The organism is Croceicoccus sp. (assembly GCF_983967925.1).
This window is the reverse complement of sequence record NZ_CFETID010000001.1, coordinates 200,583-225,106: the sequence shown is the minus strand read 5'-3', so window position 1 is coordinate 225,106 and position 24,524 is coordinate 200,583. Positions and strand designations below refer to the sequence as shown.

Sequence of the window (24,524 nt, the reverse complement as noted above, 5' to 3'; positions counted from 1 at the left end):
CTATGACCAGGTTGGATACTGCAAAGCAGATGATCGCGCATTACAATGCGCAGGATGCGGACGCCTATGTCGCGCTGATGACCGAAGACGCATGCGAGGCGGCCTATCGCGGCGCCGTGGTACGCGAAGGCCGCGAAGGCACCCGCGCCGGGCTCAAGGCGATGTTCGCCGAGTTCCCGCAGAACCGCGCCGAGATAATCGACGCGAAGCAGTTCGGCGACATTGTCACTTTGCACGAGCGCGTATGGCGCAGCGCCGATGCCGAGCCGTTCGACGTGCTCGCAGTCTATAGTTTCGAGGGCGACAAATGCTCTCGGGTGGAGTTCATCCGCTGATGGCCGACCGTTACATCGAACCCGATACGCCCGAACTGCGCGCCCGCTGGGGCGGCTTTGCGTTCAAGCCCGAATGGGACGCAAAGGCAAAGGCCGCGATCGCCCGCTATCCCGAGGGCCGGCAGAAATCCGCCGTGATGGCGCTGCTCGATTTCGCGCAGCGGCAGGTGGGCGAGGATACTGGCACGCAGGGCTGGCTGCCGATCCCGGTGATGGAATATGTCGCCGCCTATCTCGACATGCCGGTGATCCGCGTGGTTGAGGTCGCGACCTTCTACACCATGTACAACCTTGTCCCTGTGGGGAAATTCCACGTGCAGGTCTGCGGCACCACGCCGTGCTGGCTGCGCGGCAGCGACGAGATCATGGAACGCTGCAAGGCGCGCGGCATGGCCAAGGGCCATACCACCGACGACGGCCTGTGGACCCTGACCGAGGTGGAATGTATGGGCAATTGCGCCAGCGCGCCGATGGTCCAGATCAACGACGGCAATTACGAGGATCTGACGGGTGAGCGTTTCGATGCGGTGCTCGACGCGCTGGCCCGCGGCGAGACGCCGAAGGAAGGCACGCAGGATCCCGATCGTCACACGGTCGAGCCGGTGGGCGGACCGACCACGCTGACCGCCATGGTGGGCGAGAACCACGATTATCGGGGTGAATGGTGATGGCCTCGCTGCAACAACGCAATTACCGGTTCGCGGGCGCGGGCTTCCTGTTCGCGGCAGCGATCTTCTTCGCCACGCAAAACACTGCGATGGGCGCGACCTTCCTTGCATTAGGCGTGGTTTTTATCGTCCTGTCCGGCAAAAGCGGGAAGCAGGATGGCGAGTGATGGAAGGGTTGATCCCCATCGCGGTCGCCCTGCTTGGGCTGATTATCGCGTGGAAAGTCCTCAAGGGCGTCGTCAAGACGGTCGCGCTGGTCGCGATCCTGATCGCCGCCGCTATTTTCGTATTCGGATTCGGAGTTTGACCGATGCTGGCTGATAAAGACCGCATCTTCACGAACGTCTATGGCTATCAGCCGTGGAACCTGTCCGCTGCGCAAAAGCGCGGAGATTGGGACAACACCAAGGACATCCTCGCCAAGGGGCAGGACGCGATCATTGAGGAGATCAAGGCCTCTGGACTGCGCGGACGCGGCGGGGCGGGTTTTCCCACCGGCCTGAAATGGTCGTTCATGCCCAAGGAAAGCCCGGACGGCCGTCCCAGCTTTCTGGTCATCAATGCCGACGAATCCGAACCGGGCTCGTGCAAGGACCGCGAGATCATCCGCCACGATCCGCACAAGCTGATCGAGGGCGCGCTGGTCGCCGGTTTCGCGATGCGCGCGCGCGCCGCCTATATCTACATTCGCGGCGAATATATCCGCGAGGCCGAGGTGCTGTTCGCCGCCGTGCAGGAGGCGTATGACGCCGGGCTGGTCGGCAAGAACGCCGCCGGTTCGGGCTATGATTTCGACGTCTTCGTCCACCGCGGCGCTGGCGCCTATATCTGCGGCGAAGAAACCGCGATGATCGAAAGCCTTGAGGGCAAGAAGGGCCAGCCCCGGCTCAAGCCGCCGTTCCCGGCGGGCGCGGGCCTGTATGGCTGCCCGACCACCGTGAACAACGTCGAATCGATCGCGGTCGCGCCCACCATCATGCGGCGCGGCGCGGCGTGGTTCTCAAGCTTCGGGCGAGAGAACAACAAGGGCACCAAGCTGTTCCAGATCAGCGGGCACGTGAACAAGCCCTGCGTGGTAGAGGAAGCGATGTCGATCCCGTTCGGCGAGATGATCGAGCGGCATTGCGGCGGCATTCGCGGCGGCAAGGACAATCTGCTGGCGGTGATCCCCGGCGGTTCGTCGGTGCCGCTGGTGCCCGCGGCCGAGATCTGGGACGCGCCGATGGATTTCGACGGGCTGAAGGCCGTGGGTTCGGGCCTTGGCACGGCGGCAGTGATCGTCATGGACAAGTCCACCGACATCGTGAAGGCGATCAGCCGCATCAGCTATTTCTACAAGCATGAAAGCTGCGGCCAGTGCACGCCCTGCCGCGAAGGCACCGGCTGGATGTGGCGCGTGATGGAACGGCTGCGCACCGGCGAGGCGGCGGTCGAGGAGATCGACATGCTGTTCCAGGTGACGAAGCAGGTGGAAGGCCACACGATCTGCGCGCTTGGCGACGCGGCCGCATGGCCGATCCAGGGCCTGATCAAACACTTCCGCCCCGAGCTTGAGCGCCGCATCGCGGCAGCAGGAAACATGGCAGAGGCCGCCGAATAATGCCCAAGGTTACCGTAGACGGACAGGAAATCGAGGTCCCGCAGGGCGCGACCGTGCTGCAGGCGTGCGAGCTTGCGGGCAAGGAAATCCCGCGTTTCTGCTATCACGAGCGGCTGTCGATCGCCGGCAATTGCCGCATGTGCCTTGTCGAGGTGAAGCCCGGCCCGCCCAAGCCGCAGGCAAGCTGCGCGCTGCCCGCGACCGATGGTCAGGAAATCCGCACCGACAGCGAAATGGTCAAGAAGGCGCGCGAAGGGGTGATGGAGTTCCTCCTCATCAACCACCCGCTCGATTGCCCGATCTGCGACCAGGGCGGCGAATGCGACCTGCAGGACCAGGCGATGGCCTATGGCCGCGGTGCCACGCGCTATCACGAGAACAAGCGCGCGGTGACCGAGAAATACATGGGCCCGCTGATCAAGACGATCATGACCCGCTGCATCCACTGCACCCGCTGCGTCCGTTTCAGCGAGGAAATCGCAGGCGTGGACGAGATCGGCGCGCTGTATCGCGGCGAGAACATGCAGATCACGACCTATCTGGAAAAGGCCGCCAAGCACGAGCTTTCGGCCAATGTGATCGATCTGTGCCCGGTGGGTGCTCTCACCAGCCGCCCCTATGCGTATGAAGCGCGTCCGTGGGAGCTGAAGAAGACGCTTGGCATCGACGTGATGGATGCGGTCGGCGCGAATATCCGCATCGACAGCCGCGGGCGCGAGGTGCTGCGCATCCAGCCGCGCATCAACGATGACGTCAACGAGGAATGGATCGCCGACAAGTCGCGCTATGCGGTCGATGGCCTGACCCGCCGCCGTCTGGACAAGGTCTGGATCCGCAAGGCGGGCAAGCTGGAACAGGCGAGCTGGGACGAGGCGTTCAAAAAGATCAAGGCCGCCAAGCCGGGCGGTAGCCTCGCCGCCGTCTACGGCGATCTGGTCGATTGCGAGACGATGTTCGCGGCCAAGGCGCTGCTGAAGGCCTGCGGCTCCACCCTGATCGAGGGGCGCCAGACCGGTCTGGTGTACGACACCTCGAACCTCGCGGCGGTGAATTTTAACACCACTCTGGCAGAGATCGAGAATTCCGATGCCGTGCTGGTGATCGGCAGCCAGATCCGGCACGAGGCGCCGCTGCTCAATGTGCGCCTGCGCAAGGCGGCCAAGGGCGGCGCGAAGATCTTCCACGTCGGTCCCGAATACGACACGACCTATGCGGCGACGTTCCTTGGCAATGATCTGTCTGTGCTGAACGCGCTGGGCAGCGATGTCGTCGACGCGATGAAGGGGGCCGAGCGGCCTGCGATCATCGTCGGCGGTGCGGCGCTAGGCCGCGGCGCGCTGGGCAAGGCGCTGGCGCTGGCGGCCGAGTTCAACGTCGTCAAGGACGGCTGGAACGGCTTCAACGCGTTGCATTTCTCGCCCTCGCGCATGGGTGGGTTGCTGCTCGGCCTTGCGCAGAAGGGCGGCATGGCGGACATCGCGGCGGCAAAGCCCAAGGTCCTGCTGTCGCTGGGCGCGGACGAGATGGATTATGCGCCGTTCGGCGATGCCCTGAAGGTCTATATCGGCCATCACGGCGACAAGGGCGCGCATGCCGCCGACATTATCCTGCCCGCGGCCGCCTATACCGAGAAGGCTGGCACTTACGTCAATATTGAGGGACGCGTACAACGGTCCGAGAAGGCTGTGTTTGCCCCGGGTGACGCTCGCGAGGACTGGACGATACTGCGCGCGCTGGCGGATGCGCTGGGCGTTTCGGTCGGCTTCGACGGCTTCGACCAGCTTCGCGCGGCGATGTTCGCGGATACGCCTGCGCTGGCGCACGAAGGGCTTGCCGATCTGCGCGTGTCGGTTCCGGCGGGCGGCGGTGATGCTTCGGGCGTGATCGAGAATTATCCGATCGCCGACCCCTATCTCACCAACCCGATCCTGCGCGCCAGCCCGACGATGCAGCGCTGCTCGTCCGAGTTGTGGCACGGCGAAACCGTTGCGGAGGCCGCGGCATGACCGACTTCTTCGTATCCCTCGGCATGCAATATGGATGGGCGTGGTTCCTCGCCACGATCGCAGGCGTGCTGCTGATCGCCCTACCGCTGATGCTGGGCGTGGCCATGATCATCTATGCCGACCGTAAGATCTGGGCGGCCATGGCGCTGCGCAAGGGTCCCAACGTGGTCGGCCCGTTCGGCCTGCTGCAAAGCTTTGCCGACGGTCTGAAGGTGTTCCTGCAGGAAACGATCATTCCGTCGGCCGCGAACAAGGGCCTGTTCCTGATCGCGCCGATCATCACCTTTACCGTGGCGCTACTGGCATGGGCGGTGGTGCCGTTCGGTCCCGGCATGGTGCTGGCGGACATCAATATCGGTCTGCTCTACATCCTCGCGATCAGTTCGCTGGGCGTGTACGGCGTGGTGATCGCGGGCTGGGCGTCGAACTCGAAATATCCGTTTTTCAGTGCGATGCGTGCTGCCGCTCAGATGATTTCCTATGAGGTCTCGATTGGCTTCATCCTGATCTGCGTCATCCTGTTCGCCAATACCAACAATCTGACCGAAATGATCGAGGCGCAGCGCGGCTTTGGCCTCGGCTTCGTCAACGGGTTCGTGTTCCACCTCCTGCTGTTCCCGATGTGGGTGCTGTTCCTGATCTCGGGCATGGCGGAAACCGCGCGCGCGCCGTTCGACCTGACCGAGGCGGAGAGCGAGCTGGTCGCCGGTTACCAGACCGAATATTCGTCGATGAGCTTCGCGCTGTTCTGGCTGGGCGAATATGCCAACGTGCTGCTGATGTGCGCGCTGAACGCGATCCTGTTCTTCGGTGGCTGGCTGCCGCCGTTCGACTGGGAGCCGCTGTATCTGATCCCCGGCATCGTCTGGTTCCTGCTGAAGATCCTGTTTTTCTTCTTCATTTTCAGCTGGGTAAAGGCCACCGTGCCCCGCTTCCGCTATGACCAGCTGATGCGTCTTGGCTGGAAGATCTTCCTGCCGATGAGCCTGCTGTTCGTCGTGCTCGTTTCCGGCTGGCTTATGCTGACGAGGTATTCATGAGCGTCGCTCATCTCATAAAATCGTTCACCCTGTGGGAATTCCTGAAGGCGCACACGCTGACGCTGAAGTATTTCTTCAAGCCCAAGGCGACGATCAACTATCCGTTCGAGAAGAACCCGCTGAGCCCGCGCTTTCGCGGCGAACATGCGCTGCGCCGCTATCCCAACGGGGAAGAGCGCTGCATCGCGTGCAAGCTTTGCGAAGCGGTCTGCCCCGCGCAGGCGATCACCATCGAGTCCGAACCGCGCGCTGACGGCAGCCGCCGCACCACGCGCTATGACATCGACATGACGAAGTGCATCTATTGCGGTTTCTGCCAGGAAGCCTGCCCGGTCGATGCCATCGTTGAGGGGCCGAATTTCGAATATGCCACCGAAACGCGTGAAGAACTGCTTTACGACAAGGCGAAACTGCTGGCCAACGGGGACAAGTGGGAGCGGGCGATTGCCGCGAACCTTGAAGCCGATGCGCCGTATCGCTAGGGGCGCGCTCGCGGGACATCAAAACCCATGATCCAGACCATCACCTTCTATCTCTTCGCGGCCCTCGTGATTGCATCGGCCTGCTTCGTCATTCTGGCGAGGAATCCCGTGCATTCGGTCCTGTGGCTGATCCTTGCCTTCTTCAACGCCGCGGCGCTGATGGTGCTGGTGGGGGCAGAGTTCATCGCGATGCTGCTCGTCATCGTCTATGTCGGCGCGGTGGCCGTGCTGTTCCTGTTCGTGGTCATGATGCTCGACATCGACTTTTCGGAATTGCGCGCCGGCTTCGTGAAGAACGCGCCGCTGGGCGTGGCCATCGCTATCGTGCTGTTCGTCGAACTGTTCGTCGGCCTCGTCGCCTATAACGCGGGCGGGCTGGAACTGGGGACGCCCGACGGCATGAACGCGCCGGTGCTGGACCGCAGCAATATCGCTTCCATCGGGGCGCTGCTTTATTCGCGCTATCTCTTCCTGTTCGAGGCGGCGGGCGTGATCCTTCTGGTCGCCATGGTCGGCGCCATCGTGCTGACCCTGCGTCATCGCCCCGAAGTGCGCGGCCAGGACATCTCGAAGCAGGTGAAGCGCCGTCCGGAAGAAGCCATCGTCAAGACCCGTCCCGAAGTGGGCGCGGGCGTGAAACTGTAAGGAGGGCGCCGTGATCGGAATCGAACATTACGTCGTCGTCAGCTCGATCCTGTTCGTGCTGGGCGTGCTGGGCATCTTCCTCAACCGCAAGAACGTGATCGTCATCCTGATGGCGATCGAGCTGATCCTGCTGGCGGTGAACATCAATTTCGTCGCCTTCAGCGCCTTCCTCAGCGACCTGACCGGCCAGATCTTCGCCATGTTCGTCCTGACCGTCGCGGCGGGCGAGGCGGCGATCGGGCTTGCGATCCTGGTCATCTATTTCCGTGGCCGCGGCACGATCGCGGTGGACGACATCCACCGGATGAAGGGATAAGGCCGCCCGCCATGATCCAGATACTCGTCTTTGCGCCGCTGCTGGCGGCGATCGTTGCCGGTTTGGGCAATCGTTCGATCGGGTCCTTTCCGGCGAAAGTGATCACCACCGGCGCGCTGTTCCTGTCCTGCGCGCTGGCATGGATGATCTTCGTGCCCTTCATGACGGGCGGCGCCAGCGCCTATGTCGCGCCGGTGCTGAAATGGGTCCAGTCGGGCGACATGAGCTTTGACTGGGCGCTACGCGTCGATACGCTCACTGCCGTGATGCTGGTGGTGATCACCAGCGTGTCTGCGCTCGTGCACCTCTATTCGTGGGGGTACATGGACGAGGATCCGGACCAGCCGCGCTTCTTCGCCTATCTGTCGCTGTTCACCTTCGCCATGCTGATGCTGGTGACGGCGGACAATCTCGTCCAGATGTTCTTCGGCTGGGAAGGGGTGGGTCTTGCGTCCTATCTGCTGATCGGTTTCTGGTTCAAGAAGCCCAGCGCCAATGCCGCCGCGATCAAGGCCTTCGTGGTCAACCGTGTGGGCGATCTTGGCTTCATGCTGGGCATCTTCGGCACGTTCCTGGTCTTCAACACCACATCGATTTCCGAAATTCTGGCCGCCGCGCCGGGCATGCAGGGTTCGACGATCACCTTCCTTGGTATGCGCCTCTACACGATGGACATCCTCTGCCTGCTGCTGTTCGTCGGCGCGATGGGCAAGTCTGCGCAGCTTGGCCTGCACACCTGGCTGCCCGACGCGATGGAAGGCCCGACCCCCGTGTCGGCGCTGATCCACGCGGCGACCATGGTGACAGCCGGCGTGTTCATGGTGTGCCGCCTTTCCCCAATGTTCGAGGTGGCACCGGTCGCTTCCGGCTTCGTGATCGCGATCGGCGCGCTGACTTGCTTCTTCGCCGCCACCGTCGGCACGACTCAGACCGACATCAAGCGCGTGATCGCCTATTCGACCTGCTCGCAGCTCGGCTACATGTTCTTCGCGGCAGGCGTCGGCGCCTATAACGCAGCGATGTTCCACCTGTTCACCCACGCCTTCTTCAAGGCGCTGCTGTTCCTCGGTGCGGGCTCGGTCATCCATGCGATGCACCATGAGCAGGACATGCGCTATTACGGCGGGCTGCGTAAGCAGATCCCGATCACCTTCTGGGCGATGATGGCCGGCACGCTGGCGATCACCGGTGTGGGCCTATGGTTCGCGCATGTCGGTTTCGCGGGCTTCTATTCCAAGGACGCGATCCTCGAATCCGCGTTCGCGCGCGGGACCGAGCTGTCGCAGGTTGCCTTCTTCCTCGGCATTTTCGCGGCGCTGCTGACCAGCTTCTACAGCTGGCGCCTGATGTTCCTCACCTTCTGGGGCAAGCCGCGCTGGATCGAGAGCGAGCACATCCAGCACGCCGTCCACCATGGCCATGACGAGCCGGACGAGCACAATCCCGCGCATCAGGAAGATGCAGGCCACGACCCGCATCATCCGGCGAACCCGGCGCATGCGCATGACGGCACCGGCGGCTATCACCCGCACGAAAGCCCGGCGGTCATGCTGCTGCCGCTCATCGTGCTGTCGATCGGCGCGGTGTTCGCGGGCGCGGTGTTCAGCCACGCTTTCCTCGACAGTGCGGAGTTCTGGGGCGGCTCGCTCTATTACAACGAGCATCTGGTCCATGCGATGCATGCGGTTCCGGCCTGGGTGAAGATCGCGCCGGGACTGGTCATGCTGATCGGGCTGGCCATCGCGTGGAACAATTATATCCGCGACACCTCGGCACCGGCGCGTTTCGTGGGCCAGTTCGGCTTCCTGTACCAGTTCCTCAAGAACAAGTGGTATTTCGACGAGCTGTATCACGCGATCTTCGTGAAGCCCGCCTTCTGGCTGGGACGCAAGTTCTGGACCATCGGCGATATCGGGATCATCGATCGCTTCGGACCCAATGGTGCGGCGTCGCTCGTCGCGGCCAGCTCGCGCTTCGCGAGCAAGGTGCAGACGGGTTATCTTTATTCCTATGCTCTGATCATGCTGCTGGGCCTTGTCGCCGCGGTCAGCTGGGTCATTGCAACGATGGCGGGGCAGTAAGTTCGTGGACGGCTTTCCGATCCTTTCGCTCATGCTTCTGGTGCCGCTCGTCGGCGCCATCGCATGCTTCTTCGTATCGGCACCGACGGCGCGGGTGATCGCACTGGCGGCAACGCTGGTCGATCTGGCCTTCGGCATCGTCCTGTGGGGCGCGTTCGACGTGGGCGGCGCGCAGTGGCAATTTACCGAGCGAGCCGAGCTTTTCGCGGGCTTCAGCTGGGCGCTGGGCATCGACGGCATCGCGCTGCTGCTGATCCTGCTGACCGTGTTCCTGATGCCGATCTGCATCGGGGCCAGCTGGAATTCGATCCAGAAGCGCGTGGGCGAATACATGGCCGCATTCCTGATCATGGAAACGCTGATGATCGGCGTGTTCGCGGCGCAGGACCTGTTCCTGTTCTACATCATGTTCGAAGCCGGGCTGATCCCGATGTATCTGATCATAGGCATCTGGGGCGGCGACAACCGGATCTACGCGGCGTACAAGTTCTTCCTGTACACGCTGATCGGCTCGGTGCTGATGCTGATCGCGATGTTCTGGATGGTCCGCGAGGCCGGCACCACCGACATCCCGACATTGATGGCCTATGACTTCCCGGCCGGGGCGCAGACTTGGCTGTGGCTTGCCTTCTTCGCCAGCTTCGCGGTGAAAATGCCGATGTGGCCGGTGCACACCTGGCTGCCCGACGCGCACGTGCAGGCGCCGACCGCGGGCTCGGTGATCCTGGCGGGCGTGCTGCTGAAAATGGGCGGTTATGGCTTCATCCGCTTCGCCATCCCGATGTTCCCCGAGGCGAGCGTCCAGTTCGCCTGGCTGGTCTTCGCGCTGTCGATGATCGCGGTCGTGGTCACCAGCCTGATCGCGCTTGTCCAACACGACATGAAGAAGCTGATCGCCTATTCCTCGGTCGCCCACATGGCGATCGTGACGGCGGCGCTGTTCGCGTTCAACGTGCAGGGCTTCGAAGGCGCAATGATGGTGATGCTGGGCCACGGCCTTGTATCGGGCGCGCTGTTCCTGTGTGTCGGCGTGATCTACGACCGTCTGCATACGCGTGAGATTTCGCGTTACGGCGGTCTTGCGATCAACATGCCGAAATACGCGATCTTTTTCCTGCTGTTCACCATGGCCTCGATCGGCCTGCCGGGCACCAGCAATTTCATCGGCGAATTCCTAGGCCTTGCTGGCATCTATCAGGCATCCAGCTGGGTCGCGCTGGTCTGCACCACCGGCATCATCCTCGGTGCGGGTTACATGCTCTATCTCTATCGGCGTGTGGCATTCGGAGACCAGAAGAACGCCGATGCCGCCGCCATGCCCGACATGGACGGGCGCGAATGGATGATGATGGTGCCGCTTGCCGCCGCGACTTTGTGGATGGGCATCTATCCCGAAAGCTTCCTCGCTCCGATGCGCGGCGATATCGAATGGCTGGACCAGCGGCTTGAAAGCGTGGCGCCCGCCGGCGACGCACATCTCGCCATGCCAAGCGCCGAACAGCAGGCGGCCGCCGCGGCTGCTGCCGAAGAACACCATGACGCGGGTGAGGGTGCCCACTGATGACCGATTTCTCGCAATCCCTCGCGCTTATCGTCGCAGAGGAAATCCTCACCGTTGCAGGCCTTGTCCTGCTGCTTGCCGCCGCATGGCTTGGCGACAAGGGCAGCCGGGTCATCTCGATCGCTGCCGTCGCCACGCTGGTGGCCTGCGCCGCGGTCGCGATCCCGACGCTGGCGGGCGGCATGGCAGGCCCCGACCGGATCGCGTTCCTTGGGCAGTATAATGCCGACGCCTTTTCGGCCTTTGCCAAGCTGCTGATCTATCTCTCCGCCGCGGTGACGCTGATGGTGGCCCCGCGCTTCCTCGACGGCTATGGCGCGATGCGGGCTGAGTTCCCGGTGCTGGTGTTGTTCGCGGTGCTTGGCATGAACCTGATGGTGTCGGCGGGCGATTTCCTGACGCTATATATCGGGCTCGAACTGAATTCGCTGTCGGCCTATGTGTTGGCGGCTTTTCTGCGCACGGATGAGCGTTCGGCCGAAGCCGGCCTCAAGTATTTCGTGCTGGGCGCGCTTGCCAGCGGCATCATCCTGTTCGGGATGAGCCTAACCTACGGCTTCACCGGCAGCACCGATTTTGCCGCCGTCCGGCTTGCGATGACGGGCGAGATCGGCATTGGCGCGGTCTTCGGCCTTGTCTTCGTTCTGGCGGGTCTTGCGTTTAAGATCAGCGCGGTGCCGTTCCACATGTGGACGCCCGACGTCTACGAAGGTGCGCCGACGCCGGTCACCACCTTCTTTGCCACGGCGCCCAAGGTGGCGGCGCTGGCGCTGACCATGCGCGTGGCGCTGGGCGCATTCGGCGCGCAGGTCGGGGCATGGCAGCAGATCGTGATCTTCGTCGCGCTCGCGTCCATCGTGGTCGGCGCCTTGGGCGCGATCGGGCAAGCCAATATCAAGCGGCTGCTCGCATTCTCGTCGATCAACAATATCGGCTTCCTGCTGATCGGCCTCGCCGCCGCGACGCCTGAGGGCGCTTCGGCCATGCTGGTCTATCTCGCGATTTACGTGGCGATGAGCATTGCCGGCTTCACCGTCGTGCTGATGCTGCGCGACGTCGATGGCCGCCCGGTAGAGGCGATTGCCGATCTGTCGGGCCTGTCGTCGGTCCGTCCGGCGATGGCCTGGGCGCTGCTGGCCGTGATGTTCAGCCTTGCCGGCATTCCGCCCCTGTTCGGCTTCTGGGGCAAGTTCGTCGTGTTCCAGGCGGCGGTCGATGCCAATATGATCGCGCTTGCCGCCATCGGCATCGCGGCCAGCGTGATCGGCGCGTTCTATTATATCAAGGTGGTCAAGATCGCGTTCTTCGACGAACCCAGCGGCCGTGTCGCAAAGGAAAGCGGGCCGCTGTCGCACCAGATCATCCTGCTCGTATCCTGCCTGCTGATCTCGCCGCTGGGCTATGTGCTGACGCCGTGGCTGGGCGCGATGGCGAACAAGGCGGCGGCGGCACTGTTCTTCATCGGGTGACCGCATGACGGTGCCCCCGCAATCCGGGCGCCGGTTCGAGCATGTCGACCGGATCGGATCGACCAATGCGGAACTGCTGTCGCGGCTTTCCAGGGGGGAGCAGCTGCGAGAGGGCGACTGGCTGATCGCCGAGCGTCAGGAAGCGGGCCGCGGGCGGCTCGGCCGGGTGTGGCAGGACGGTGCGGGCAATTTCATGGGATCGACCTGCGTAGCAATCCGCGCGGGCGATCCGCCGCCCCATACGCTGGCGCTGGTCACGGGCGTGGCCGTATATGAAGCGGTCGCGGGGCTCACAGGCGCCGGGGCCGATCTTGCCCTCAAATGGCCGAACGACCTGCTGGCGAAGGGCGCGAAACTGGCGGGTATCTTGCTCGAAAGACAGCGCGACCATGTCGTCATCGGCATCGGCATCAATCTCGCCAGTGCGCCGGACCTGCCGGACCGTCCCTCCATCGCCCTTTCGGCTCTTGGTCATGAGGTGCCGCGCGCGGATTTCGAACGCGCTCTCGCGGCATCGCTCGAAGCCGAGATCGCGCTTTGGCGCTCGGCCGGATTGGCGCAAACGGTCGCCCGCTGGGTCGCGCGCGGTCCCGCACCCGGCACGAAGATCGCGGTTAACCCGGCCAGCGAGGACCGGTTGACGGGCGAATATCGCGGTCTCGATCCGGACGGTGCGCTGCTGCTGCGCTTGGCGGGCGGCACCGTTCGTGCCATTCACGCGGGCGAGGTCGAACTCCTGCGCAACGGGGAAAACTGAATGCTGCTCGCCTGCGACGTCGGCAATACGAATATCGTTTTCGCCCTGATGGAGGGGCGCAAGGCCGTCACGCGCTGGCGCATCGCGACCGACGCAAGGCGCACTGCGGACGAATATGCCGTCTGGCTGATGCAGCTTTTCGCGCTCGAAGGCCTCGACTTCAAGGCGGTCGACCGGGTGATCGTCTCGACCGTGGTTCCGCGCGCCCGCCACAATCTTACCGTTCTGGGTGAGAAATATTTCGGCGGCACGCCCCTGTTCACCGGGGAGCCGCCCGTCGGCTATGGCATCAGGGCCGACGTGGACGAACCGGATTCGCTGGGCGCGGACCGGGCGGTCAACATGGTCGCCGCGCATGACATGTGGCAGGGCGACCAGATCATCATCGATTTCGGCACCGCCACGACCTTCGACGTCATCGACTTCGCGGGCACCTACAAGGGCGGCATCATCGCGCCGGGCATCAATCTGTCGCTCGATGCCTTGGTCAGCGCGGCGGCGAAACTGCCCCGCATCGCCATCGAATCGCCGGGCAGCGATCGCAGCGTGATCGGCCGCAATACCGAAAGCCAGATGCAGATCGGCGTGTTCTGGGGCTATGTCTCGATGATCGAGGGGCTGGTCGAAAGGCTGCGCAAAGAGATCGGCAGGCCCGCAAAGGTGATCGCGACGGGCGGTCTTGCCGTGCTGTTCGACGAGTGCACCGACATTTTCGACCATATCGACGTGGATTTGACTCTGCAGGGCCTCGCAATTCTGGCCGAGCGTACCGATATGCCTAATCGATGACTCCTAAAAACGAACTGATATTTCTCGCGCTCGGCGGGTCGGGCGAGATTGGCATGAACGTCAATCTCTACGGCTGCGACGGCAAATGGCTGATGGTCGACCTAGGCATGAGCTTTGCCGACCCCGGCTATCCCGGCGTCGACCTCGTCTTCGCCGACCTCGACTTCATCGAGGAGCGCGCCGAGGACCTCGTCGGCATCGTGCTGACCCACGCGCATGAGGATCACATCGGCGCGGTGCCTTACTTTGCCGCCGATCTCGGCGTGCCGCTGTATGCGACGCCTTTCACCGCGTCGCTGGTCCACGAAAAGCTGCTGGAAGCCGGAATCGAGAAAGAGGTGGAGATGCATGTCATCGACCACCTCGACAATTTCCGCCCCGGCGGCTCGATCTCGCCGTTCCAGGTCCGCTATGTCCCGCTGGCCCATTCGATTGCGGAGGGTAATGCGGTGCTGATCGAGACGCCCTTCGGCCGCGTCTTCCACACCGGCGACTGGAAGCTCGACGAGGATCCGCAGATTGGCGAACCCTCGACGCCCGAGGAACTGACCGAGATCGGAGATCAGGGCGTACTCGCGCTGGTGTGCGATTCGACCAATGTGTTCAATTCCAGCGCCTCGGGCAGCGAAGGCGCCGTGCGCGCCGGGCTGGACGCCGAGGTCGCCCGCCACAAGGGCAAGCGCGTTCTGGTCACGACTTTCGCGTCCAACGTCGCGCGTCTGCACACGCTGGGGCAGGTGGCGAAGGATACCGGGCGGCAGCTATGCGTCGCCGGGCGCTCGCTCGACCGGATCATTCGTGCTGCGCAGTCCAATGGCTATCTGCAGGACTTTCCCGATACGGTCGATTTCGACACGGCCATGTCGCTGCCGCGCGGCGAGGTTCTTGTCATCGCGACCGGCGGGCAGGGCGAACCGCGCGCGGCGCTGGCCCGGATCGCGTCGGAACAGCATCCGATCGATCTGGACGAAGGCGACGTCGTGCTGTTCTCCAGCCGCCAGATCCCCGGCAACGAGCTGGCGATCGGACGGATCATGAACCAGCTTGCCGGCCGCGGGATCGAGATGGTGACCGATCGGCAGGAACTGATCCACGTGTCGGGCCATCCCGGCAGGCCGGAACTCGAGGCGCTCTACGGCTGGATCCGGCCCGAAATCCTCGTCCCCGTGCATGGCGAGATGCGCCACATGGCCGAGCAAGCGCGTGTCGGCGCAGCAGCCGGGATTCCCAGGCAGGTGGTTCAGAAGAACGGCGACATCATCCGTCTCGCGCCCGGCAAACCCGGCAAGATCGGCGAGAGCAGGGCAGGGCGGCTCGTCCTCGACGGCGATATCATCGTGCCTGCTGACGGCGATTCCATCGTGGAGCGCCGCCGCCTCGCGCAGAACGGCCATGTCACCGTGGTCCTGCCGCCCGCCGGTTCGCGCACGGGGGTCATGGTCAACGCCATCGGTCTGCCGCTGGTCGAGGACATGGACGAGTTTCTCGAGGAAGCGAAAGGCGATGTCGAAACGGCGATCGCACGGCTGAAAGGCCGCGCCCGCGATCCCGAAGCCGTGTTCGAGGCGGCCCGCCTTGCGGCGCGCCGTGCCGCCCGCCGCTGGTCGGGAAAGAACCCGCAGGTCGCGGTGCTTGCGATGGACGCGGCCTGAGCCTAACGCCGCTTCCATGCAGTGGACTTCCGCGATCGCGATCTACTTCCTGTTGTGGATCTTCAGCGCTTTCATGGTGATGCCTTTTGGAATCCGCACCCATCATGATGTGGGTTCGGTGCCTGAAACCGGCCATGCCGACAGCGCGCCGATCAATTTCAGGCCATGGCGGATCGTGTGGCGCACGACGCTGGTGGCGGCGGTGCTGTTCGTCCTGTTCTACATCAATTACGAACAGGGCTGGATCACGGCAGAGGACATCGACTTCTTCCCCGCTCCCCCGGACATCAGCGCCGAACAGACGCTCACCACCGGAGGGAACTGAGGCGGCAGGGCCGTGTCGCCCTATCTGGCAGCGCACCAATCCTGCCAATAACCTAGGCTTGCCGGGCCTTAGCGACGCAGCCTTTCGATGGACTGGGCAAGCGCGACATAGAGCTTGCCCATATCGCTCGACAGCACGGTCACGGCCAGCGAATTGCCTTCGCGCGTGGACAGCAGGTTGCGCAGCATCGCCTCGAAGTCGTGGATGTAGCGATTGACGTGTTCGCGGAACTCGCTGTCGGCCTCGAAATGCTCGACGATCAGGCGGGCATCCGCGCCGTCGATCAGGCGCACCGCGCGGCGGGTAAAGATGCCGCGTTCGCCCTTCAGATAGGCCTGCCATGCGCTGTCGCTGACATCGGTCGACAGCACCTTGTCGATGTCGATTGCGGTCGAGTTCAGCGATTCGGTGATCTGGGACACACGCCGCGCGAAATGGTCGTCGATGTCCTCCTCGGCCCGTCGGCGCGCTTCGGCGACCCGGTATTCGAGGTGGCCTGTGATCTCGTTAACGCGGTTGAGATGCTCTTCCAGTTCGCCAGCGGCATCGCGCGCCGCACCCGTTGCCCGCGACACGGCGGCGTCCAGCGATTCCAGCGTTTCGCGCGTGCTGGCCTCGACGGCCTCGCGCACGACAATGCCGCTTTCATGCGCCAGCTTTTCGGCGATGGCGCGGACGGCGTCTGACGACGTGCCCTCGATATTGGCGACGGCTTCGCGGCTTGCCTCGGCCAGGCGGCTGATCGCGCCGCCCAGCGTCGCCTCGGCGGCTTCGGCCATGGCCTCGCTGTCGCTGCGCGCAAGGGCGAGCGTATCGCGCAGCTCGGCGATCTGCGCGGCATGCTCGCTGCCGCGTTCACTCAGGCGGTCATGCAGCGTCTCAAGCTCGGCAATGGCGGCGCGGGTCTTGTCGCGCGCCGTCTCGACCGCGGTGTCGAGCGCCTTGCTGTTCTCACCCGCTTCGCCCAGCGAAGAACGCAGGCCTTCCATCCGCTCCGCGACCGAAGTGAGGCGCGTTTCCGCCTCGCCCAGCGATTCAGGCAGAGCCTCGCGGGTGTGCCGCGAACTCGCCTCGATCAGTTCGAGCAGGCGCACGGAATTGTCGGTGAGGGCAAGGACCGCCTTGTCGGTGCCCGACAGCGCATCGCGGCTTTCGGCCAGCTTGGCTGCCAGCTCGGCAAGGCTCGCGCCGACGATCGATTCGGCCTCGCGCCCGGTGTCTGCGACCTGTTCCATGCGCTTGCCGAAATCGGCGATGCGTCCGGCAATGATCTCGGCATGCCGGGCCAGCGCTTCGCTGGTCGCCTGATGCCGGCGGCGGCGTTCGTCCAGCTCGCCATCGATCTCGGCCAGCTGCGCGTCCAGCGTCTGCAGCACTTCCTGACCGGCGGCGATCCGCGCCTCGCGGCGCTCTTCAAAGCTGCGGTCGATCGCGTCGAGCTGTTCGGCGGCGGCCTCGTTCATCTCGCGGCCCGCGGCAAGCTGGCGCAGGCGGCGTTCTTCGAAGCCCTGCTCGATGGCGGCGAACTGCTGCGCGATCGCTTCGCCGAATTCGCGCTGAACGTCGTGATAGGCCTGACGGCGCTTTTCGATCTGGTCGTCGAAATCGGCAAGCTGGCCGGTGACCGCATCGCCGAATTCGCGCTGCGCGGTGAGATAGGTGAGGCGGCGTTCCTCGATCCGCCCGTCGACGTCGTCCAGCTGAGTCGCCAGCGCTTCGGTCAGCGCACGGCCCGCGGCCTCGCCCTTCTGACGGCGCTGCTCGATTTCGCCATCCAGTGCCTCAAGACCGGCGCGCAGGCGATCGGCAAGCGTGCGCGTCGCCGCTTCGCTGCGTTCGATCCGGCCCGCGATCTCGGTCTCCAGCGTTTCGCCATGCTGGAGCAATTCGCCATGCAGCCGCCCGATTTCCAGCGACAGCAGCGAGACGCGCGATCCCACGGTCTCCAGCGTTTCCTCGCTCTTGCGGTCGAGGCCGGAGAACATGGTGGCGGCCTCGCGCCCGCCTTCGGCCATGCGTTCGCGCCATGCGGCGACCGCTTCGGACCCGACTTCGGCAAAGCGATGCATCAGCGCGTCCGCCTCGTCGTTGACTGCACCCAGACGATTGCGCCAGCCCTCGATCGCGCTCTCGCCCGAACGGTCGAATCCGCCGAACAGGCGCTCGGCCTCCTCGCCCAGCGTGGCCAACTGGTCGCGCAGCCGCTCAAGCGCCTCCGCCTCGCCGCGGGCAACGCGTGCCGCGATGTCGCCGCTTTCGCTATCGAGGCTTGCCAGGCGTTCGCGCAGTGCATCCACTGCCTCTATCTCGGCCTCGGCCAGCCGGTTGCGCGCCTGGTCGATGATGCGCTCCATCGAATCCGCACGCTCGCGCACCTTCGCCAGCGCGTTGATTTCCTGCTGGTCCAGCCGTTCGCGCAGAACCGTTCCCTCGGCATCGAGCGCGGCGAAACGGTCCGCGGCAATCGTGCCAAGCTGATCGGCGCAGCGCTCGAACTCGGCCAGCGCCTCGTTCACACGGGCGCGCATCTCGTCCACCTTCAGCGTCGAGGCTTCGCCCGCCTGACCCAGCCGTCCGAACCCGTCGGTTAGCCGCTGGATCTGCCCATGCGCGCCTTCGCCTGCCTGTCCGACGGAATTGACGAGGTCGCGCGCCGCATTGGTCAGCACCGGCAGCTGCCCGCGCAGCTTCTCCATATTGTCGAGCGCCGCGCCGGACACACCATGCAGCCGGTCGACCTGCTCTCCATTATGTACGATAAGTTCCTGCAGACGCCCGGCATTTTCCGACAGGCGCTCGCTGGCGATGCGGCCGAGCGATTCAAGGTCGCGGCCCTGCGAGGTCAGGAATTCGCGCGCGATCGACAATTCGGCGTTCACCTTGCCCAGTCTGCGCTCCAGCGCGATGGATTCGTTACGCAGCGACGCGGCGGCATCGGCGAAACGTCCGGCTTCGGCGCGGCTGTGGCGCAGTGCCAGCATCCACAGGGCGACGATCAGGGCGACCGGCATCGACCATTGCGCGATCAGCGCCGACCAGTCCGCAAAGCCGGTCGGCATCGCGCCGCCGATAAATTGCGCATAGGCGAAGAATCCGGTCCACGCGGCAATCGCCGCAACGGCAAGCGCGGGAACGATCCAGCCGGCGCGGCGCGGCTCTTCCGCATCGAACGCGGGGTCGGCATAGGCCATGTCTTCGGTCAGATCGTACTGGCCGCCGTCGCTGCGGACCGATTCACCATAGGTGTCGGCAGTGCTGTCGCGATCTTCCGCCGCATCGACGCTGTCGGCCATATCCGATTGATCTTCCTGTCCAAAGCGGATGATATTGCGCCGTCTGTTCATGGTCTCTGCCCGTCCCGATCCTGAACCTTGCGGTCTAGCACAGAATGCCGCGCGATACAGGCCTGACGCGCGGTTTTGTGGCTGTCCGGCGGCGGCGATGGGGAAGGATCGGTGGATAATCGTTCACCATCGCATGCAGCCACGCAGCGGGGCCGCGGTCGCCCCGGCACGGAACCCGTCTCCCTATGCACAGATGACGCGCACCATCTTGCGCAAGACCGGCCTTACGCCGCATGAGAGGCTCTGCCCGCCGCGCCGGACGGGCATGGGGAAGTGTCGGTCTTGCGCATAGCGGTCATTCCAATGCTGGAGCTGGTGGAGGGGGGCGATCGCCCTTCCGCCGCGCTGCGCGTCGCGGGTGAGCCGGTGGCGCGGCACCAGCTCGAAATCGCCGCCGCCGCCGGGGCCAGGCGCATACTCGTGCTGGGCGATCCGGGCGACGACCGTGTCGAGATGATGCTGGGCGCTGCGCGCGTGGCGGGCCTTCCGGCCAAGATCATACAGGACGCGCCCGCCCTCTGCGCCGAGGTGACGGCCGCGGACGAGCTGCTGGTGTTCGGCGATTCGCTGATGGCCGACGCGACGCTGGCGCTCGACCTATGCAGCGGGCGCGGAGTCGCGACATTGCCGGTCGAACAGGGCCTCGCCGCCGGATTCGAGCGGATCGACGCCGAATATGCGTGGGCGGGCATCATGATCGTTCCCGGCTCGCTGGCCGAACGGCTGCGCGAATTGCCGCGCGACTGCGATATCGCGTCCTCGCTGCTGCGCATTGCGTTGATGACGCGGCTGCAGGCGCATCCCGTCGATGTCGCCGCGCTGTCCGATGGACGCTGGAACCTCATCCGCAGCGAGGGCGATGCGCAGGCCGCCGAAAAGCGCCGCCTCGACAGCACCATCGCCGAGGCGAGCGGCCAGACCGTCGGCACGCGTATCGCGGGCCATGCCGCCCAGCAATTCGGCAGCCGCCTCCTGGAGCAGGATCACGGTGACATGCTGGTGGGTGCCGTCGGGCTCTTGCTGGCCGGATGCGCGCTGGCGGCGACCGGTTTTCAGCTGGGCTGGCTGGCGTTCCTGTTCATGGGGCTCAGCTGGATGGTGCTGCGCGGGCACCGGGTGCTGCAGGCGGTGCGCCGCCAGTCGCGCATGCGCCCGCGCGGACGCGACATGGGGCCGGTGCTGTTCCTGGCCTTCGATTGCCTGCTGGTCGCCGTCATCGCGGTGAACGGCGGGCCGGGACTGGCAAGGCCGCCCGCGTGGTTCGCGGCCTTGATGGCGGTCGCGCTGCTAAGGCTGGCGACGCACGAATTTCCCTATGCACCGATTCGGCCATGGCTGGACGACCGGTTCCTGCTGTGTTTGGCGCTGGCGATATCGGCCATCTGGGCAGCGCCGGTAACGCTTTCGATGCTGCTCGCAGGAGCCATTGCGCTGGGTTGGATTGTGCTTACGTTCCAAACGGGCACGGGGCGCACGAAACTAACGCGCCTTTAACCACACGGTGATAAGCCAAGCCCATGGGCGAACTGGAAAAGACCGGCGGAATCGCTTCCGCCATGCGCTCCGAACTGAAGCGCGGAGATCGGGTGCTGGGCGCGCGCGGCGTTGTGCTGCGCCATATCATCGGGTGCGAGGATCGCGCCATGTTCTCGGACGCGATCGTCGCGCGGGTGCGCGGCCTTGCAAACGACATCGCGGCCCAGCTGGCGATCAGGCTGGCCGAGGCCGCGGGCGAGAAGAATCCCGAGCAATGGGTCGAACATCTGTCCGAACCGCTGGCGGGCGCCCTGATCGACGAGCCGATGCTGCTCGAACATCTCCATGCCGTGGCGATGGAATGGCAACTGACCGAAAGCCTTGAGCGGCGGGCGGGCATGGATCCGGCCCTGTCGCCGCTGCTGCAGACTTTGATCAGCGCGGACGATCCCAATGCCAGCTCGATCGCGATGGATCTGCTGACCGGGCAGGCCGGGTTCGTCCGTCACATGCAGCGCATGACGCTGCCCGTGGTCGAGCTGCCTGCCGACGTCCTGTTCGCGGTGATCAACACATTGCGCGGCGTGGTCGCGGGGGATTTGAACTTCGAACAGCATGCGCGCACCGCCGAACATGCGATCCGTTCGGAATATGACGAATCGCTGACGCGAATCGCCGTCGCCAACCGGCTAGTCCGCGCGCTGGGGGCAGGGGCCTTCGCCGCGCTGTCGGTCAGCCATGCGGGCGTGGCGGTGTTCCTGTCGGCGCTGGCCGCGACGACAGGCGAATCGCGCGACGACGTCGCATCGTCGACCGGGGAGAGCCAGTTGGCCCGGCTGGCCCTGTCGCTGCGCGCGGCAGGACTGGGCGACAAGGAGATCGAGCGCGAATTCTTTGCGATCCATCCCGACATCACCCTGCCCGACAATTTCGCGGCGCTTCGCGGCAACGATGCGCAGGCGCTGCTGACCGGCGGGCCGACCGGTTCCGGCGACGATCCGGAGGGATAGGGGTGGCCGAAAGCACTCTGGCGGCGACCGGCGCGACCGTTCCCCTGACCGCGCGCAGCGATGCGCAGGACCGGCTGGTGGGCGCGGATGGCCGGCTGGCCTCGCTGCAGCGGGCCAGCGGCGGCGATCTGCCTGGCGTCATCGCGATATCGGCGCTGCTGAAACTGGTGCGCAAGGCGCGCAGCTATGGAATGAAGATCGCGCAGCCGCTGACCATCGCGTACAGCGGCGGTACGCTATCGGGCTGGGCAGAGATCGAACCGGACGCGGATGGCTGTTCGATCCGCCTGTCGGACTGGCACGCCGTCGACACCGCCTCGCCATCCGAAGGCAGGGCGGCACCGGCCGAAAGCGACGAGGCGGCCGAAACGCGGTTGGCGATCGAGCAATTGCTTGCCGAGGCAGTGCTGTGGCTGGACGCGCAGCAGAACATTGTCGCGCTTGAGACGGAAAGCGTCGAATTGTCACCTCTGGTGGCGCAGGCGCGGCGTCAGCGCGGCCAGAACTGGTCGACATTGTTCCTGACCGATGGCGCATTGCAGTCGCAATGGGGCATTCGCAGCGGCATCATCGCGGGGATCGAGGGTTCGGATCGCCGCTGGCACCTTATGCTGAGCGGCGGGTCCAGTGGCAGTGCAGGGCAGCAGATCCTGATCCGCCGGCACGAGGAAATCGTATCCGACGGCCCCGCCAGCGAGGAAGATCTGCTTCCCGAAACTTTATTGTCAGAACAGCTGGCACCCGCGCTGGATGCGCCGGTCAGGCGAATTATCCGGATGGGCGAGATCATGCGTGACCGGCTGGCGGGTCCGCTGGCACGCGAATATGTGAATTACGCCGGCGATATCGTGAATGCGGGAACGCATCTGCGCAGCCTTGCCCATTCGCTGGCCGATGGGGCCGACGATCCCGAACCGGAAATGGAGCCCATCGTTTTGGGCGAAGTGGCCGAAAGCGCCTGCCGTCTGCAGACGACGCGCGCGGCGCGCAGGCAGGCGCGTTTCACAATAACCTACGACGCTCTGCCCGCCATGGGCGATCGCCGCTGGTGCATGCAGGTGCTGCTCAACCTGCTGGGCAATGCCGTCGATTATGGCCCGCGCGGAGGAGAGATCATCGTCGATTCGACCGTCTCGGGCAAATGGGCGACCATCAGCGTGACCGACGAGGGCAAGCCTCTTTCAGAGCGCGAAAGGGAAGCGATCTTCGGCAAATACGAAAGGCTGGGCCGCGAGGATGACGGCGGAAGCGGTCTTGGCCTGCATATTTCGCGCCGCCTTGCGGAGGCGATGGGCGGAAGCCTGACGGTCGCACACGGCACAAATGGCGGCAATTGCTTTATGCTGCGCCTGAAGGCTGCGGAGCTGAAGGCTGCGGAACTGAAAGATGCGAACGGGGCCGACGACGCCGACTGATCGCTATCGCCCGCGTCCGTTGCGGCGCTTTTGCAGAATCCAGACCAGAATGACACCGGCGGCCATGGCCAGCACGCCGATATAGGCCCACTGGCGTTTTCCGATCATGAAGCTGTCGGGCGGCCATGCCACAAAGCCCAGACCCTGAAGGGTCCACAACGCGCCCAAAAGAAAAATGACGATGCCGAGGATGGTGAAAGCCAGTCTCCGCATCGTCATTTCCTTCATTGCCGAATCAGCGCCAATTTAGCGTTGAGTGATAGGCACATAATCGCGTTCCGTCGGCCCGGTGTAAAGCTGGCGCGGACGGCCGATGCGCTGGCCGGGATCGGAGATCATCTCGTTCCACTGAGCGACCCAGCCGACCGTGCGGGCAAGGGCGAACAGCGCAGTGAACATCTCGGTCGGGAAACCGATGGCCGAGAGGATCACGCCCGAATAGAAATCGACGTTGGGGAACAGCTTCTTCTCGATGAAATAATCATCGTTCAGCGCCATTTCCTCAAGCTGCAGCGCCACTTCGAAGACCGGATCGTTGACCTTCAGCGCGTCGAACACCTCGCGCACGGTCTTTTGCATCACGGTCGCGCGCGGATCGTAGTTCTTGTACACGCGGTGGCCAAAGCCCATCAGGCGGAACGGATCGTCCTTGTTCTTGGCGCGCGCGATATATTCCGGGATCTTGTCCGGGGTGCCGATCTCGTGAAGCATGTTGAGCGCGGCCTCGTTCGCGCCGCCGTGCGCCGGACCCCAGAGACAGGCGATGCCCGCCGCGATGCAGGCGAACGGATTGGCACCCGACGAACCCGCAAGACGCACGGTCGAGGTCGATGCGTTCTGCTCGTGATCGGCATGCAGGATGAAGATGCGGTCCAGCGCCTTTTCGACAGCCGGCACGACTTCATATTCCTCGGCCGGAACGCCAAACGTCATGCGCAGGAAATTGCCGGTGTAGCTCAGCCGGTTGTCCGGCTGCATCATCGGCTGGCCGATCGAATATTTGTACGCCATGGCCGCGATGGTCGGCATCTTGGCGATCAGACGGTGCGAACTGATCTTGCGGTGCTCGGGGTCCGAAATGTCGGTGCTGTCGTGATAGAAGGCCGACAAGGCACCGACCACGCCGCACATGATTGCCATTGGGTGCGCATCGCGGCGGAAACCCTGATAGAACTGGCGAAGCTGGTCGTGCAGCATGGTGTGCCGCGTGATCGTATAGGTGAAAAGATCCAGCTCGTCCTGCGACGGCAGTTCGCCGTTCAGCATCAGATAGGACACTTCCATGAAGCTGGAATGTTCAGCCAGCTGCCCGATCGGATAGCCGCGGTGCAGCAGGACGCCTTCTTCGCCGTCGATGAACGTCAGCCCGGAATCGCAGCTGGCGGTCGAGGTGAAGCCGGGGTCATAGGTGAACATGCCCGTCTTGCCGTACATCTTGCCGATATCGACGACATCCGGCCCAAGCGTGCCGCTCTTTACCGGGAATTCGTAATCGCCGCCCCCTGCGGTCAGTTTCGCCGTATCGCCCACTTACTCACTCCTCTTGCTCTAAG

23 protein-coding genes are annotated in these 24,524 nt (G+C 64.3%); 20 read left to right on the top strand and 3 right to left on the bottom strand.

Annotated features, from left to right (window positions below; all coding sequences use genetic code 11):
• Positions 1-2: 2 nt before the first annotated feature.
• Genes AC4FIJ_RS01000 through AC4FIJ_RS00920 form a run of 17 tightly spaced genes read left to right on the top strand, consistent with a single transcriptional unit; the run spans position 3 to position 15,726 of the window.
• On the top strand, positions 3-335 hold the full coding sequence (locus AC4FIJ_RS01000; RefSeq protein WP_490334858.1) for a nuclear transport factor 2 family protein: 333 nt from the start codon (positions 3-5) through the stop codon (positions 333-335).
• A complete protein-coding gene (locus AC4FIJ_RS00995) occupies positions 335-1,003 on the top strand; it encodes a complex I 24 kDa subunit family protein (protein WP_490334857.1) in 669 nt (222 codons plus the stop codon). The genes AC4FIJ_RS01000 and AC4FIJ_RS00995 overlap by 1 nt, the downstream gene beginning before the upstream one ends.
• A complete protein-coding gene (locus tag AC4FIJ_RS00990; protein ID WP_490334856.1) occupies positions 1,003-1,170 on the top strand; it encodes a DUF8582 domain-containing membrane protein in 168 nt (55 codons plus the stop codon). Before AC4FIJ_RS00995 ends, AC4FIJ_RS00990 begins: the two co-directional genes overlap by 1 nt.
• Positions 1,170-1,310 (top strand): hypothetical protein, encoded by a 141-nt coding sequence (locus AC4FIJ_RS00985; RefSeq protein ID WP_490334855.1) that lies wholly within the window; start codon positions 1,170-1,172, stop codon positions 1,308-1,310. Before AC4FIJ_RS00990 ends, AC4FIJ_RS00985 begins: the two co-directional genes overlap by 1 nt.
• Positions 1,311-1,313: 3 nt before the next feature.
• Positions 1,314-2,603 carry an NADH-quinone oxidoreductase subunit NuoF gene (gene nuoF / locus AC4FIJ_RS00980; protein WP_490334854.1) on the top strand — a complete coding sequence of 430 codons (1,290 nt, stop codon included), beginning with the start codon at positions 1,314-1,316 and terminating at the stop codon, positions 2,601-2,603.
• Positions 2,603-4,609 carry an NADH-quinone oxidoreductase subunit NuoG gene (nuoG, locus tag AC4FIJ_RS00975; protein WP_490334853.1) on the top strand — a complete coding sequence of 669 codons (2,007 nt, stop codon included), beginning with the start codon at positions 2,603-2,605 and terminating at the stop codon, positions 4,607-4,609. Before nuoF ends, nuoG begins: the two co-directional genes overlap by 1 nt.
• The gene (nuoH, locus tag AC4FIJ_RS00970) at positions 4,606-5,649 is read left to right on the top strand and encodes an NADH-quinone oxidoreductase subunit NuoH (RefSeq protein WP_490334852.1); all 1,044 of its coding nucleotides are present in this window, start codon (positions 4,606-4,608) and stop codon (positions 5,647-5,649) included. The genes nuoG and nuoH overlap by 4 nt, the downstream gene beginning before the upstream one ends.
• On the top strand, positions 5,646-6,131 hold the full coding sequence (gene nuoI, locus AC4FIJ_RS00965) for an NADH-quinone oxidoreductase subunit NuoI (protein ID WP_490334851.1): 486 nt from the start codon (positions 5,646-5,648) through the stop codon (positions 6,129-6,131). The genes nuoH and nuoI overlap by 4 nt, the downstream gene beginning before the upstream one ends.
• 27 nt (positions 6,132-6,158) lie before the next feature.
• On the top strand, positions 6,159-6,776 hold the full coding sequence (locus tag AC4FIJ_RS00960; protein ID WP_490334850.1) for an NADH-quinone oxidoreductase subunit J: 618 nt from the start codon (positions 6,159-6,161) through the stop codon (positions 6,774-6,776).
• Positions 6,777-6,786: 10 nt separating this feature from the next.
• Entirely contained in the window at positions 6,787-7,092 is a 306-nt protein-coding gene (nuoK, locus tag AC4FIJ_RS00955) for an NADH-quinone oxidoreductase subunit NuoK (RefSeq protein ID WP_066843658.1), read from the top strand.
• Positions 7,093-7,103: 11 nt separating this feature from the next.
• Entirely contained in the window at positions 7,104-9,173 is a 2,070-nt protein-coding gene (nuoL, locus tag AC4FIJ_RS00950) for an NADH-quinone oxidoreductase subunit L (RefSeq protein WP_490334849.1), read from the top strand.
• A gap of 4 nt (positions 9,174-9,177) precedes the next feature.
• Positions 9,178-10,734, top strand: coding sequence for an NADH-quinone oxidoreductase subunit M (locus AC4FIJ_RS00945; protein ID WP_490334848.1), 1,557 nt, complete (start codon positions 9,178-9,180; stop codon positions 10,732-10,734).
• Positions 10,734-12,203 (top strand): NADH-quinone oxidoreductase subunit NuoN, encoded by a 1,470-nt coding sequence (gene nuoN, locus AC4FIJ_RS00940; protein WP_490334847.1) that lies wholly within the window; start codon positions 10,734-10,736, stop codon positions 12,201-12,203. The genes AC4FIJ_RS00945 and nuoN overlap by 1 nt, the downstream gene beginning before the upstream one ends.
• A 4-nt stretch (positions 12,204-12,207) precedes the next feature.
• Entirely contained in the window at positions 12,208-12,960 is a 753-nt protein-coding gene (locus tag AC4FIJ_RS00935; protein ID WP_490334846.1) for a biotin--[acetyl-CoA-carboxylase] ligase, read from the top strand.
• Positions 12,961-13,749, top strand: coding sequence for a type III pantothenate kinase (locus AC4FIJ_RS00930; RefSeq protein ID WP_490334845.1), 789 nt, complete (start codon positions 12,961-12,963; stop codon positions 13,747-13,749).
• The gene (locus tag AC4FIJ_RS00925) at positions 13,746-15,401 is read left to right on the top strand and encodes a ribonuclease J (RefSeq protein WP_490334844.1); all 1,656 of its coding nucleotides are present in this window, start codon (positions 13,746-13,748) and stop codon (positions 15,399-15,401) included. The genes AC4FIJ_RS00930 and AC4FIJ_RS00925 overlap by 4 nt, the downstream gene beginning before the upstream one ends.
• Before the next feature lie 16 nt (positions 15,402-15,417).
• Positions 15,418-15,726: a DUF1467 family protein gene (locus AC4FIJ_RS00920; RefSeq protein ID WP_490334843.1), complete on the top strand. Its 309-nt coding sequence runs from the start codon at positions 15,418-15,420 to the stop codon at positions 15,724-15,726.
• Positions 15,727-15,794: 68 nt separating this feature from the next.
• Here AC4FIJ_RS00920 and AC4FIJ_RS00915 read toward each other — a convergent pair whose 3' ends face one another.
• Complete coding sequence (locus tag AC4FIJ_RS00915; protein ID WP_490334842.1) at positions 15,795-19,070, bottom strand: coiled-coil domain-containing protein; 3,276 nt, start codon at positions 19,068-19,070, stop codon at positions 15,795-15,797.
• A 303-nt stretch (positions 19,071-19,373) separates the two neighbouring features.
• Here AC4FIJ_RS00915 and AC4FIJ_RS00910 point away from each other — a divergent pair, with 303 nt between their 5' ends.
• The 3 genes from AC4FIJ_RS00910 to AC4FIJ_RS00900 are packed head-to-tail and all read left to right on the top strand — an operon-like array spanning position 19,374 to position 22,971.
• Positions 19,374-20,564, top strand: coding sequence for a hypothetical protein (locus AC4FIJ_RS00910; RefSeq protein ID WP_490334841.1), 1,191 nt, complete (start codon positions 19,374-19,376; stop codon positions 20,562-20,564).
• 23 nt (positions 20,565-20,587) lie between these two features.
• Entirely contained in the window at positions 20,588-21,556 is a 969-nt protein-coding gene (locus AC4FIJ_RS00905; protein WP_490334840.1) for a hypothetical protein, read from the top strand.
• 2 nt (positions 21,557-21,558) lie between these two features.
• A complete protein-coding gene (locus AC4FIJ_RS00900; protein ID WP_490334839.1) occupies positions 21,559-22,971 on the top strand; it encodes a sensor histidine kinase in 1,413 nt (470 codons plus the stop codon).
• Between the two features lie 3 nt (positions 22,972-22,974).
• Here AC4FIJ_RS00900 and AC4FIJ_RS00895 read toward each other — a convergent pair whose 3' ends face one another.
• The gene (locus AC4FIJ_RS00895; protein ID WP_490334838.1) at positions 22,975-23,184 is read right to left on the bottom strand and encodes a hypothetical protein; all 210 of its coding nucleotides are present in this window, start codon (positions 23,182-23,184) and stop codon (positions 22,975-22,977) included.
• A gap of 33 nt (positions 23,185-23,217) precedes the next feature.
• The gene (locus tag AC4FIJ_RS00890) at positions 23,218-24,501 is read right to left on the bottom strand and encodes a citrate synthase (RefSeq protein WP_490334837.1); all 1,284 of its coding nucleotides are present in this window, start codon (positions 24,499-24,501) and stop codon (positions 23,218-23,220) included.
• Positions 24,502-24,524: the final 23 nt, after the last annotated feature.